This is a genomic window from Micromonospora echinaurantiaca, assembly GCF_900090235.1.
GTDB classification, from domain to species: Bacteria; Actinomycetota; Actinomycetes; order Mycobacteriales; family Micromonosporaceae; genus Micromonospora; species Micromonospora echinaurantiaca.
The window spans coordinates 3,981,143-3,993,918 of sequence record NZ_LT607750.1; the positions used below are offsets into that span (position 1 = coordinate 3,981,143).

At 76.6% G+C, this 12,776-nt stretch carries 10 protein-coding genes; 1 reads left to right on the plus strand and 9 read right to left on the minus strand.

Annotation, left to right across the window (positions count from 1 at the left end):
* Window positions 1-62: 62 nt before the first annotated feature.
* From alaS to GA0070609_RS17900, 6 genes are all read right to left on the minus strand, one after another.
* Window positions 63-2,741, minus strand: coding sequence for an alanine--tRNA ligase (gene alaS, locus GA0070609_RS17870; RefSeq protein ID WP_088994828.1), 2,679 nt, complete (start codon window positions 2,739-2,741; stop codon window positions 63-65).
* Window positions 2,738-3,043 carry a hypothetical protein gene (locus GA0070609_RS17875; RefSeq protein WP_088994829.1) on the minus strand — a complete coding sequence of 102 codons (306 nt, stop codon included), beginning with the start codon at window positions 3,041-3,043 and terminating at the stop codon, window positions 2,738-2,740. Before GA0070609_RS17875 ends, alaS begins: the two co-directional genes overlap by 4 nt.
* A gap of 27 nt (window positions 3,044-3,070) precedes the next feature.
* Window positions 3,071-3,532 (minus strand): DUF948 domain-containing protein, encoded by a 462-nt coding sequence (locus GA0070609_RS17880; RefSeq protein ID WP_088994830.1) that lies wholly within the window; start codon window positions 3,530-3,532, stop codon window positions 3,071-3,073.
* 152 nt (window positions 3,533-3,684) lie between these two features.
* Entirely contained in the window at window positions 3,685-4,308 is a 624-nt protein-coding gene (locus GA0070609_RS17885; RefSeq protein WP_088997809.1) for a hypothetical protein, read from the minus strand.
* A gap of 2,693 nt (window positions 4,309-7,001) precedes the next feature.
* Window positions 7,002-8,552, minus strand: coding sequence for a replication-associated recombination protein A (locus tag GA0070609_RS17895; protein WP_088994832.1), 1,551 nt, complete (start codon window positions 8,550-8,552; stop codon window positions 7,002-7,004).
* Between the two features lie 74 nt (window positions 8,553-8,626).
* A complete protein-coding gene (locus GA0070609_RS17900) occupies window positions 8,627-8,839 on the minus strand; it encodes a hypothetical protein (protein WP_088994833.1) in 213 nt (70 codons plus the stop codon).
* Window positions 8,840-8,983: 144 nt separating this feature from the next.
* Here GA0070609_RS17900 and GA0070609_RS17905 point away from each other — a divergent pair, with 144 nt between their 5' ends.
* Window positions 8,984-9,724, plus strand: a complete 741-nt coding sequence (locus tag GA0070609_RS17905; protein WP_088994834.1) for a GNAT family N-acetyltransferase — start codon at window positions 8,984-8,986, stop codon at window positions 9,722-9,724.
* Window positions 9,725-9,850: 126 nt separating this feature from the next.
* On the opposite strand, the gene GA0070609_RS17910 is transcribed toward GA0070609_RS17905, so the two are convergent.
* The 3 genes from GA0070609_RS17910 to GA0070609_RS17920 all read right to left on the minus strand — a co-directional run bounded on the left by GA0070609_RS17910 (window position 9,851) and on the right by GA0070609_RS17920 (window position 12,766).
* A complete protein-coding gene (locus GA0070609_RS17910) occupies window positions 9,851-11,203 on the minus strand; it encodes an MFS transporter (protein WP_088994835.1) in 1,353 nt (450 codons plus the stop codon).
* Between the two features lie 76 nt (window positions 11,204-11,279).
* Window positions 11,280-11,867, minus strand: a complete 588-nt coding sequence (locus tag GA0070609_RS17915; RefSeq protein WP_088994836.1) for an ArsR/SmtB family transcription factor — start codon at window positions 11,865-11,867, stop codon at window positions 11,280-11,282.
* 86 nt (window positions 11,868-11,953) lie between these two features.
* The gene (locus GA0070609_RS17920) at window positions 11,954-12,766 is read right to left on the minus strand and encodes an SDR family oxidoreductase (protein WP_088994837.1); all 813 of its coding nucleotides are present in this window, start codon (window positions 12,764-12,766) and stop codon (window positions 11,954-11,956) included.
* Window positions 12,767-12,776 lie beyond the last annotated feature (10 nt).

The following is a 12,776-nucleotide window of genomic DNA, read 5'->3' on the forward strand; positions in this document are numbered from 1 at the left end:
GTCCCTGGAAAGCGAACCAGGGCGGACCGGCACGGTCCGCCCTGGTCGGGCCTGGTAGCCCATCACGCCTCGGCGATCGCCTTCTCGACCGTGAGCAGCAGGTTCGCGGCTTCCGCCGCCGGCAGCCCACCGCCCTGGGCGAGGTCGGGGCTGCCCCCGCCACGCCCGGACAGGGCCGCCTTGACCAGGTCGGCGGCACCGATCCCCCGGCTCCGCGCGGCCTGGTTCACCGCCACCACCAGGGACGCCTTGCCGCCCGAGCGGGCGGCCACGGCCACCACCGCCGGCCGGGCCGGGTCGATCTTGCCGCGGATCTCCTGGGCCAGCGTCCGCACGTCGTTGCCGGCCGCGCCCTCCGGCGCCTCGGTGCCCACGTAGGCGATCCCGCGCACGTCCTTGGCCTGCGCGGCGAGCGCCGCCGCACCGCCGAGCACCAACTGGGCGCGGAGCTTCTCCAGCTCCTTCTCGGCGTCGCGCAGCTGGGTGACGGTCTGCTCGACCCGGTCGGCGACCTGGTCGCTGGGCACCCGGTACAGCTCGGCGAGCCGGGCGACCAGCAGGTGCTCGCGGGCCAGGAAGTTGAACGCGTCCATGCCGACCAGCGCCTCGACCCGGCGCACCCCGGAGCCGATCGACGACTCGGAGAGGATCTTGACCAGGCCGAGCTGGCCGGAGCGCGCCACGTGGGTGCCGCCGCACAGCTCGCGGGCGTAGTCGCCGACCTCGACGACCCGCACCTCCTCGCCGTACTTCTCGCCGAACAGGGCCATCGCCCCGATCCGGCGCGCCTCCTCCAGCGAGGTGATGAAGGCGTGCACCTCCAGGTCGGCCAGGAGCACCTCGTTGACCTGCTGCTCGACGTCGCGCAGCACGCTCGGCGCCACCCCGGTCGGGGTGTTGAAGTCGAACCGCAGCCGCCCGGGCGCGTTCAGCGAACCGGCCTGGGTGGCGGACTCGCCGAGGAAGTTGCGCATGGTCTGGTGCACCAGGTGGGTGGCGGTGTGCGAGCGGGAGATGGCCCGCCGCCGGCTGGTGTCGATCTCGGCGAAGCCGGTCTGACCGGGCCGCACCTCGCCCCGGACCACCCGGGCCCGGTGCACGATCAGCCCGGGCACCGGCTGCTGCACGTCGAGGACCTCGACCTGGCCGTCGCCCACCGTGATCATGCCGTGGTCGGGCTGCTGCCCACCGCCCTCGGCGTAGAACGGAGTGGCGTCGAGCACCAGCTCGATCGTGTCGCCCTCGACCGCCGCGCCGACCGGCCCGGCCGTGCCGAGCACCGCCCGGACGGTGGACTCCCGGGACACCTCGCTGTAGCCGGTGAACCGCACCGGGCCGCCGGCGTCGAGCACCCCGCGGTACGCCGACAGGTCGATGTGCCCGGTCTTGCGGGCCTGCGCGTCGGCCTTGGCCCGGGCCCGCTGGTCGGCCATCAGCCGGCGGAAGCCCTCGGCGTCCACCGAGAGCCCCTGCTCGGCCGCGATCTCCAGGGTCAGGTCGATCGGGAAGCCGTACGTGTCGTGCAGCTGGAACGCCTTTGCGCCGGAGAGGCTCTTCCCGCCCGCGGTCCGGGTCTCCGCGATCGCGGTGTCCAGGATCGTGGTGCCCGCGCGCAGGGTGGACACGAACGCCTCCTCCTCCGCGTACGCGTAGTCGGCGATCCGGTCGAACTCGCTCGCCAGCTCCGGGTAGGACGGGGACATGCAGTCCCGGGCCACCGGCAGCAGCTCGGGCAGCGCCCGGTCCTGCCAGCCGAGCAGCCGCACCGCCCGGATCGCCCGGCGCATGATCCGGCGCAGCACGTAGCCACGCCCCTCGTTGCTCGGGGTCACCCCGTCGCCGATCAGCATCAGCGCGGTGCGCACGTGGTCGGCGACCACCCGCAGCCGCACGTCGTCCGGGTGCGACTCGCTGGCCACGTGGCCGGAGCGCGCGCCGTACCGCTTCCCGGTCAGCTCGGCGGCCTTGTCCAGGATCGGCCGGACCTCGTCGATCTCGTAGAGGTTGTCGACCCCCTGCAGGATCGAGGCCATCCGCTCCAGGCCCATGCCGGTGTCGATGTTCTTCGCCGGCAGCTCGCCGAGGATCGGGTAGTCCTCCTTGCCGGTGCCCGGGCCCCGCTCGTACTGCATGAAGACGAGGTTCCAGAACTCCATGTAGCGGTCCTCGTCGACCGCCGGGCCGCCCTCGCGGCCGTACTCCGGGCCGCGGTCGTAGAACAGCTCCGAGCACGGGCCACACGGGCCCGGGATGCCCATCGACCAGAAGTTGTCCGCCTTGCCGCGGCGCACGATCCGGTCGGCCGGCACGCCGACCGAGCGCCAGATGTCGAACGCCTCGTCGTCGTCGAGGTAGACCGTCGGCCAGATCCGTTCCGGGTCGAGGCCGAAGCCGCCCTGCTCCTGCGACTTCGTGACCAGGTCCCAGGCGAACGGGATCGCCCCGTCCTTGAAGTAGTCACCGAAGGAGAAGTTGCCGTTCATCTGGAAGAACGTGCCGTGCCGGCTGGTCTTGCCGACCTCGTCGATGTCCGGGGTGCGGATGCACTTCTGGACGCTCACCGCCCGCCGGTAGGACGGGGTCTGCTGGCCCAGGAAGTACGGGACGAACTGCACCATGCCGGCGTTGACGAACAGCAGGTTCGGGTCGCTGATGGCGGGCAGCGGAGCGGACGGCACCACGGTGTGACCGTTCGCCTCGAAGTGGGCGAGGTACCGCCGCTTGATCTCCGCCGTCTTCATCGCTGGTGTTCCTCCGGAAAGATCTCTCGGTCGCCGATGCGCGGGTCCTCCCGCAGCTCGGCGAACTGGTCGTCGAAGGCCTCGCCGCTGGCGAACGCCTCGTGGATCTCCTGCTCGCGTTCGGCCATCCCGGTCCGGACGTCCTCCACGAAGCTACGCAGCGACTCAACCAGCCCGCCAGCCGATTGCGACAACGAGCCGGCGATCCCGGCCGGCGTGTACGCCTGCGCGGTGCGGGTCGCCTTGCGGACCACCACCACGCCGACGGCCAGGCCGATGCCCAGCCAGAACAACCGCCTCATGCTCTCAACCTCCTGGTCGCCGGGCGGTCAGCGGTTACCGCGCTTGGCGGCCCGGCGCTGCTGCTTGATGGTGTCGCGCACCTCGCGCTCGGTCTCGGCGTGCCGGCGGGCGGCGGCGGCCTTGCGGACGCCGTAGCCGAAGGCCGCCACCTTGACCAACGGGTTGGCGGCCGCGGCGGAGACGACGGCGGCCAGGTTCGCCACGTTGGCGGTGATGTTCTGCGCGTGGCTGGTCATGGTGTCGACCTTGGCCAGTTGCAGGTTCACCCCGTCCAGCGAGGTCTGCACCTGCTCGAGCGCGGTGTTCACGTTCTTCACCGTGGCGTTGACGTCGCCGAGCAGTGGCGCGGTGCGGTCGTTGAGGTCGTTGATCATCCGGGTGGTGGCGTCCACGGTGTGCCGCAGCCGCAGGATGGGCAGCGTCAGGATCAACACCAGCATCGCGAACGCGATCGCCGCGATCAGCGCCGCGACCTCTCCAAAGTCCACGCCTGTCCTCCTCAACCAGGGGGTTCCGCGGACCGGACGTCCGCGAACCGCACGACCCTTACCCATGCCGGCGCTCGGCGACCCAGGACGGGCCGGCGGGAGCAGAGCGGGCCCGCCAGCCCCAGACCCTACCGTCCGTGATGGAAACCGGCTCAGGACGGTGAGGGTGTCACTTCGCCCAGCGGGTCCTCAGTGAGGGTCGGGAACGGATCCTCCCCGGTGAGCGACGGGTCGGTGCTCGGCTGTGGTCGGGTCCGTTCGTCGTCGATCGCGTTGCGGACCTTCACCGACACCAACGATCCGGTGCACCCCTCCGCTGCGGCCGACGGGCTCGGCGACGGCACCACGGCCGGCTCGCCGTCGACCGGCGGTGGCGTGCAGGCCGGCTCGCGCACCCACAGGTCCAGGGTCAGCTCGTCGCGGCGCCAGCACGTGTAGCTGCCCTTCGCCGGCTGCTCCGGGCAGCGGGCCACCTTCCACGGACGCCAGCCGTCGGCGGCCAGTGCCGCTTCGTACGCCCGGGCGGTGTCCTCCGGCGAACCCTCCGAGGTGACCGTGCGTTCGCGCAGCCGGCAGTCCAGCAGGCACCAGCGGCTGCCGCTGACGTCGTCGACCGTCTTCACCGCCGCCCAGCTCGGCACGTCCAGCTGGTCGAGGGTGTCGAACACCGGGTCGCGGCTGAGCGTACGGATGCCGAAGAAGAGCGGGACGGCGCCGAGCAGCACCACACTCACCAGGGCGAGCACGGCCATCCGGAGCCGACGCCGCTCGCGCATCTGCCGGCGCAGTTCGGACCGGGCGCCGCGCAGCCCGCCGGCGGCCGGAGCGTCCAGTTCCGCCGGATCCGGGTCGGTGGCGCGGCGCAGCGGCGCCCCGCTGACCGGCTCGGGCTCCGGCCGGTGGGCGGGCGGCTCCGGCGGCGGTACCACCGCGGCGGCGCGGGCCACCGCCGGTTCGGGCGGCGGCACCGGCGGGACACCGGAGGGCTCCCGACCGGGCTCCCGGTGCGGCGGCGCGGCGCGCCCGAGCGACCGGTCCTCCGGGCCGGGCGGGCGGGCGGTGCCGGTCGCGCCGGGCGGGCGGGCGGTGCCGGTCGCGCCGGGCGGGCGGGCGGTGCCGGTCGCGCCGGGCGGGCGGGCGGTGCCGGTCGCGCCGGGCGGGCGGGCGGTGCCGGTCGCGCCGGGCGGGCGGGCGGTGCCGGTCGCGCCGGGCGGAACGGGCCGCGGCACGTCCTCGGATTCCGGCCGTCCCCGGCCGTCCCCGCCGGCCGGCTGGCCCGGGACGGTGCCCGGACGGGCCACGCCGGGAGGCGTCACACCGGCCCGGGCCACGCCGGGCCGCGGGCCGGACGGACGCGCCACCCCGGGCGGAGTGGGGCCAGGCTGCGGACCGGAGCCGGGCGGACGCGCCACCCCGGGCGGAGTGGAGCCGGGCTGCGGACCGGAGCCGGCCGGACGCGCCACCCCGGGCGGAGTGGAGCCGGGCTGGCCGGGGCCGGACGGTCGGGCGACCCCGGGCGGGGTGGCGCCCCGGCGGATGCCGCCGGGCGGGGTGGCCTCGGGGCGGCCCGGCTCGGGGCGCGCCCGGCCGGCCGGCGCCCGACCGGGTTCGTCGGGTGCGCCGTGCCGGCCACCGGCCGGGGCCGCGGGTGGCGCGGCGGCGGGGTGGGCACCGGTCGGCAGGTCCGGATCGGCGGCGTGACCGGCCCGTCGGCCGCCCGCGGGCGGTGGCCCGGCGGCGCCGGCTGCCCGGTCCCGGCCGGCCGGGGCGGCCGGGTCGACGGCACGGCGACCGCCGGCGGGCGGCCCGGACGTCGGGCTCGCCGGGCGGTCGATGGTCGGCAGCGCCGGGTCGGTGTGGTGGGCGCGGCCGGCCTGCCGGAGCCAGTCGGCCGGCCGTTCCGGGCGACCGCCCCGGGCGGCGGGGCCGCCCGCCGAGCCCGGCCCGCGCTGCGGGTGCGGTTCCGCCTCCGGCGGGCCGGCGCTGCGTACCGTCGGATCCTCGGGTGCGGACCGCCGGCCACGGGTCGCCGGGCCGTCGGCCGCCCGCGCACCGGCCACCGGCGGCTCGGTCGCCCCGCGCCGCCCGCGTACCGGCGGCTCGGTCTCGTCGGCCGCGCGCCGGCCGCGTACCGGCGGCTCGGCCTCCGTCAGCGCGTCCACGGCCGCGCGGCGATCGGCGGCCGGCGAGCCGGGCAGCGGATGACGGCCGCGCGAGCCGGCCGGGCCGGGAGGTGGCGTCGGCTCGGCGCCGGGTACCGGCGGGGCGTTGCCGGTCAGCGGCACCGGCGGCGGGTTGCCGGTCGGCGGCACCGGCGCGGTGCCTCCGGTACGGGGTGCCGGCGGCTCGTCGGCGGCCCGGCGGCGACCGCCACCGGGAGCCGGGCGGGGGGCGGTACCGCGACCGCGGACGGGCGCCGGGTCCACGCCCGGGGCGCCGCCGGAGGTCGGGCCGTCCACGTGCGGCCGGCCGGGCGGATCGGCGGGCAGGCCCGGCTCGGCCGGGCCGCGCCGGGACCGCCCGGCCCGCGGCTCGCGCTCGGCCGGACCGGGGCGCGGGACGCCGGCCGGGTACGGCGGGCCGCCGGCGGTGGGCGGCGGGCTCCCGGGCACCGGCACTCCGGCGCGGCCGGCGGGCGCCCCACCGGGGCGGCCGGGTTCGGTCGGCTCCCCCACCCGCGGCGGACCGGCCGGGCCGGCGCGGCGCGGCGCGGCCGCGCCGGGGTCCGGCGCACCCGGGGCGGGCCGGCGACCGACGTCCGGGCCACCGGCGGCCGGCGGACGGGCCGGATCGACCGGGACCTGGCCCCGGCCAGCCGGCGGGCGCGGCGGCCCGACCGGCGCGCCGGAGACGGGCCCGGTCGGCCCGCCGGAGACGGGCCCGGTCGGCCCGCCGGAGACCGGCCCGGTCGGTCCACCGGAGACCGGCCCGGTCGGTCCACCGGAGACGGGTCGGGGGCGCCGCTCGGCGCCGGAGGGCGGCCAGCCGGCGGCCGGCGGTGGGCCCTGCCGGCCGGGCGGACCGGCCGGAACGGCGGGGCCGGCGCCGGGCACCGCCGGGTTGCCGGGGTGCGGCCGCTCGGCGGGACGGCCCGCGGGTCGGGGCGACTCGGCCGGGCCGGGCCAGGGCCCGTCTACCGGCCGGGAGCGAGGCGGCTCCGCCGCACCGCGACGGGGGTGCGGCGGCGCCGCGGGAGGCCCGCCGACCGGACCGTGCGGAGCGTCCGGACCGGGTGGCACCGGGGCGCCGGGGCGCGCGGGTGGGGCCGGCTCCGGCGCACCGCCGCCCGGACCCAGCTCAGTGCGCTGCTGCTTGGCCGTACGCAGGTCGTCGATCCAGCCGAACTCCTCGCCGCTGATCGGCTCCTCCGGCTCGGCCTCCGCCTTGCCCCGGCCCCAGCGGCGGCCCTTGGCGCGGGAATCGCGCCGCTCGTCCGGGCCGTCCTCCGGTCGCTCCGAACCACGCGATCTCACTGCTGACCCTCCCCGGCGGCGTTGCTGCCGCCTGCCTGTGCCGCGCCGGCGCCCGGGCCCATGGACCGACGGCCGTTGCCCGACGCGTCCCCCCCGACCGGCGCCACCGGTCGCGTGCTCTGCTCGGTCGCCGCGCCCTCCGGCCGGGCCTCCGCCGGGGCGGCCGGTGCCGGCAGGCCCCGGACGATCCGCCGCAGCAGGGGCAGCCGGGTGGCCACCGCCCGCTCGGCGCCATGCTGGCTGGGCTGGTAGTAGTCGGTGCCGACGAGGTCGTCCGGCACGTACTGCTGGGTGACCACGCCGCGCTGGTCGTCGTGCGGGTAGCGGTAGCCGGTGCCGTGACCGAGCCCCTTGGCGCCGGCGTAGTGCGCGTCGCGCAGCCCGCGCGGCACCGGACCGCCCCGACCGGCCCGTACGTCGGCGATGGCCGCCCCGATCGCGGTGGTGGCCGAGTTCGACTTCGGTGCGGTGGCCAGGTGGATCACCGCCTGGGCGAGGTTGAGCTGCGCCTCCGGCAGGCCGACGTACTCCACGGCGTGCGCCGCGGCGGTGGCCACGCCCAGCGCGCCCGGGTCGGCCATGCCCACGTCCTCGCTGGCGAAGATGACCAGGCGGCGGGCGATGAACCGGGCGTCCTCGCCGGCCACCAGCATCCGGGCCAGCCAGTGCAGCGCGGCGTCCACGTCCGAGCCGCGCATGCTCTTGATGAACGCGCTGGTCACGTCGTAGTGGGCGTCGCCGGCCCGGTCGTAGCGGACCGCCGCCACGTCGACCGCCTGCTCGGCGGTGGCCAGGTCGATCCGGCCGGTGCCGAGCGCGGTCGCGGAGGCGGCGGCCGCCTCGAGCGCGGTGAGCGCCTTGCGGACGTCACCACCGGCGAGCCGCACCAGGTGGTCCTCGGCGTCGGTCTCCAGGGTGAGCGCGCCGGCCAGGCCGCGCTGGTCGGCGACCGCGCGGCGCAGCAGGCCGCGCACCGCCGCGTCGCCCAGCGGCTGCAGGGTGAGCAGCACGCACCGGGACAGCAGCGGCGAGATGACCGAGAAGTACGGGTTCTCGGTGGTCGCGGCGAGCAGCGTGACGGTGCGGTCCTCGACCGCGGCGAGGAGTGAGTCCTGCTGGGTCTTGCTGAACCGGTGCACCTCGTCGATGAAGAGCACGGTCTGCGGGCCGCCCGAACGGCGCTGGCGGCGGGCGGTGTCGATCACCGCGCGGACGTCCTTGACCCCGGCGGAGAGCGCCGACATGGCGACGAACCGACGGTCGGTGGCCCGGGCCACCAGGTGCGCGATAGTGGTCTTGCCGCTGCCCGGCGGCCCCCACAGGATGACCGACATCGGCGCGCCGCCGGAGACCAGCTGCCGCAGCGGGGCGCCCGGGGCGAGCAGGTGGTCCTGCCCGACCAGCTCGTCGAGGCTCGCCGGGCGCATCCGGACGGGCAGGGGCGAATCCGCCGCTACCGCGGTGAACCCGTCCACACCGCCGGAACCCGCGGGGGCGCTGGGCGCTCCGGCGGGTTCACCGAGGGAGAAGAGGGCGTCGGACTCCATCACGAGAACAGTACCGGGCCGGGTCAGCGACGCCGGAATCGCGCCGCGGACCCGGCCGCGGTGATCGCTTCCGGTCAGCCCCGACCCGGGCGCCGACCGCGGTACCAGCGGCCCCGGCCGCCGCCGCCCGGGCCGCTGCCCACCCCCGCCAGGTAGAGCGAGAGCAGCAGCAGGCCGATGAGCACCAGGGTGTTCCAGTTGAACAGGTCCGGCGCGCCGAAGTTGGTGTTCAGCAGGTCCAGCAGCAGGGTGAAGGCGAAGACGATGGCCGCGAGAATGGCGAGCATGGCGTTCCTCCGGTAGGGGGGTCCCAGTAGGTCGCGCGGGATGTACCCAATCGGTCCGCGCGCCAATCTCCACCGTGGACCGGCCTGGTCACCGGCGCGCCGGGGCCGCCGCGACGACCGCCGCCGGGGCTCTACGCTGACCACATGATCATCGCCGACCAGGTCCTGGAGGGGCGGGACGCGATCCTGGCGGCCGCCGGCCACCACCCGTACGCCCGGCACGCGCTCTGGCGCGGCGGGCGGCCGCGCGGCTGGCAGCGCGACGGCGCCCTGGTCTGGCTGCTCCCCGCCGACCACGGGCCGGCCGGCGGCGCGCTCGGCGCCGCCACGGCGGCGGTCGAGGTGGCCGCCAGGCTGGCCGCCGCCGGGGCGCTCACACCGGGCCAGTGGCTGCACCTGCCCCGGCTCGCCCCAGCGGCACTGGACGGGCGGCTCGCGGTGGACCGGCAGGACGAGTGGGACTTCCAGTGGACCACCAGCGCGCCGCCGCCCCAGCCCGACGAGGAGCGGGTGGTCCGGCTCACCGAGGCCGACCACCCGGCGCTCGCCGAGCTGATCGACCGCGCCTTCCCCAGCACCACCTCGCGCCCGGGCGATCCCCGGGTGGTCGACTGGTACGGCATCCGCGACGGCGACCGGCTGGTCGCCTGCGGGGCGGACCGCAGCCGGGGCGACATCGGCTTCCTCGCCGGCCTGACCGTCGCGCCCGACCGGCGTGGCCGGGGCCTGGGTGCGGCGCTCACCGCCGGGATGACCCGGGCCCTGTTCGCCGACCACGACACCGTGGCCCTCGGCGTCTACACGGCCAACGTCGGCGCGGTCCGCCTCTACCGCCGCCTCGGCTTCACCAACACCCTCCCCCGCAGCTCGGTCCGCCTCACCTAATCCGACCTGCCCGCACCCGCAAGCCCTCGACCACCCCGGCATCGGGCCCACGGTGACGCTGATCGTCTGCTGCCGGTGCGGGCCGACCACCCGGTCGACGCCCGCCCGGCAGCGGACGGTCACGCGTCAACCGTTGCGGGCCGGGGTGGGGGCGGGCACCTCCGATCGTGGCGACGCCGGTTCGTCACCTGGCAGCGCGCCGGGGTTCCCGGCGGCGTCCGGGGTGGCGCCGGCGGCCGGCGGGTCGGTGCGGCCGGCGCGCCAGGCGGGCAGGTAGAGCGGGGCGGCGACGGCCAGCACCACCGCACCGACCAGCATCGCGGCGGTGACGCTCACCGTGTCGGCGAGCGCGGTGAGCACGATCGCGCCGACCGCGAAGCCGGGCTGGCCCATCATCGAGTTCAGCGAGATCACGCTGGTCCGGTAGGGACCGTCGACCTGCCGGTGCAGCAGCCCCATGTGCAGCGGGTTGGACGCCCCGTGCACCGTGTAGCAGGCCAGGTAGGCGACCAGCACGCCGACCGGGCCGGCGAAGAGCCCCATCCCGACCACCGTGGCGCCCTGGACGATGCGCAGCAGCGCGGCGCTCGGCGCGGCGCCCAGCCAGCGCAGCAGCAGCGGGGTGAGCGCGGCCCCGGCCGCGCCGGCCAGCCAGGCCGCCGAGTTGGCCGGCCCGAGCAGCGCCGCCGCCCGGTCGGGGTCGCCGACCACCTCGGCGAGCCGCACCGGCAGCAGCGACTCGAAGGTGACCATCCCGAAGCCCCAGAACAGCTCGACGGCCACCAGCGCGAGCAGCACCCGGGAGCGACGCAGCAGGCCGACCGCCTGGCCCACCATCCGGGGCGCCTCGACGACCGACGCCCGCAGCGCGCCGGCGCCCCGGGCCGGGCGGACCTCCCGCAGCAGCACCAGCAGGGCGACCAGGGCCACCGCCTGGAGGGCGATCGCCACCAGCACCGGTACGGTGAGCGCGCTGACCGGCCCGACCGGACCGAGCGCGACCAGGCCGCCGCCGAGCAGCGCGCCGGCACTGATCGCCACGCCGATGACGGTGCCGGCGTAGCCGAGGCCCGGCTCGTACTTCGCGTCGGGATCGGCGGCCAGCGTGGCGTCGACGTACCAGGACTCCAGCGGGCCGCTGTCCAGCGCCCGGAAGACGCCCTGCAACGCCCACACCAGAAAGAAGAGCGCGAACGAGTCGGCCACCGCGAAGAGCGCGAGGGCGCCGAGGTTGATCAGCCAGGCGGTGACCAGGACCGGGCGGCGCCCGAGCGCGTCGGCGAACCCGCCGGTGGGCAGCTCCAGGGCCAGCACGACCAGCCCCTGGGCGACGGACACCAGGCCGATCTGGGACAGCGTCAGGCCGCGCTCCTGCATCAGCAGGATCATCACCGGGATCATCAGGCCGGTGGGCAGCCAGCGCAGCCCGTGCAGCAGCAGGAAGCGACGCCGGACCTGGCGTACGGACAGGGCGCTCACGCCGCCGCTCCGCTTCGCTCCGCGCCGCCGTGCGGCACCTTCGCGCTGAGCCTGCTGGTTCGCTCGCTGCGCTCGCTCATCGCATCTCCTCAAACAGTGGGTAGGCGGCCACGAAGACCTGAACCTGTTCGGCGTCGGGCGCGTCGGCGTCGCTCTCCTCGCGGTGACGCTCCAGCAGCTCCCACATCTCGGTCTTGAGCTGCTCCAGCCGGGCCGGCGACATGGTCATGAAGATGTCGCCCATGCCGAGGGCGTCCCGCCAGGCAACCGACCACTCGTGCTGGCGGGCGAACCACCGCTCGGCGTGCTCCACCAGGTGCCGCACCTGGTCGCCCTGGATCCACTCGATGGCGGCCCGGGCGTCCGGGTCGTCGTCGAAGTCGGTGGACTCCCAGTTGGTGACGTCGTGCGCGGCCCGCCACCAGCGCTGCCGCCCGCTGGCCAGGTCGGGGGCCTCGACGACCAGGCCGACCTCGGCGAGCTGGCGCAGGTGGTAGCTGGTCGCGCCGGTGTTGGTGTGCAGCAGCTCGGCGAGCGTGGTGGCGGTGGCGGGCCCCTTCACCCGCAGCGCGCCGACCAGCCGCATCCGCAGCGGGTGGGCCAGCACCCGCACCTGCTGATGGTTCAGCCGGACGGCGCGGGGCTCGGCTCTCTCGTCGCTCATGCATGCACAATATCTGTGCACAGTTTCTATGCACAAGAGTTGTGCATAGAAACTGTGCACGGGTGGACGGGGGTCGGCGGGTCGGGTCAGCCGGCCAGGAGTTCCCGGACGCCGCGCAGCCGGGTGCGCAGCAGTCCGGCGGCCCGGGACGAGTCGAGGCGTACGTCGGTCGGCCGGAGCACGCCCGCGGCAGCGCCGGTGCTGGTCTTCATGCCGGCCGGGTCGATGCCGGAGGCCGCGGCGACCAGCAGGCCCAGTTCGGCGCGGCTGACCGCGTCCGGGCCGGCCACGTTGAGCGGGCCGGCGTAGTCGGTGTCGACAAGTTCCAGCACGGCGGCGGCCAGGTCGGTGACGTCGACCGGGCAGCGGAGTTCGTCGGTGAACAGGCTCGCCCGGCCGGCGAGGGCGTCGTGGCAGAGCTGGATCTGCTTGCTCCCCTCCCCCACGATCAGCGAGGTACGCACCAGCGCCGCGCCCGGGTCGAGGGCGCGGACCGCCGTCTCGGCCGCCGCCTTCGCCGCGCCGTACGGGAACACCGGGCTGGGCGGCTCGTCGTCGCCGTACGGCTCGGGGCGGCCGGCGTGCAGCGCGTCGCTGGAGATGTGCACCAGCCGGGCCCCCGCCTCGGCCGCGGCGTACCCGACATGCGCCGCGCCGTCCGCGGTGACCGCCCAGTCGCCGTAGCGGTAGGGGGTGCCGACGACCGCGTCCGGGCGCACCTCGGCGACCAGCGCGCGGACCGCGGCCCGGTCGGTCACGTCCAGCCGCCGCGCCGCCACCCCGGGCACCCCGATCGCCCCCGAGTGGTACGTCCCCACCACCGACCACCCGGCATTCACCGCCTGCCGGCACACCTCCCGCCCCAGAAACCCACTACCCCCCACCACGAGCAGCCTCATCCCCCGCCCT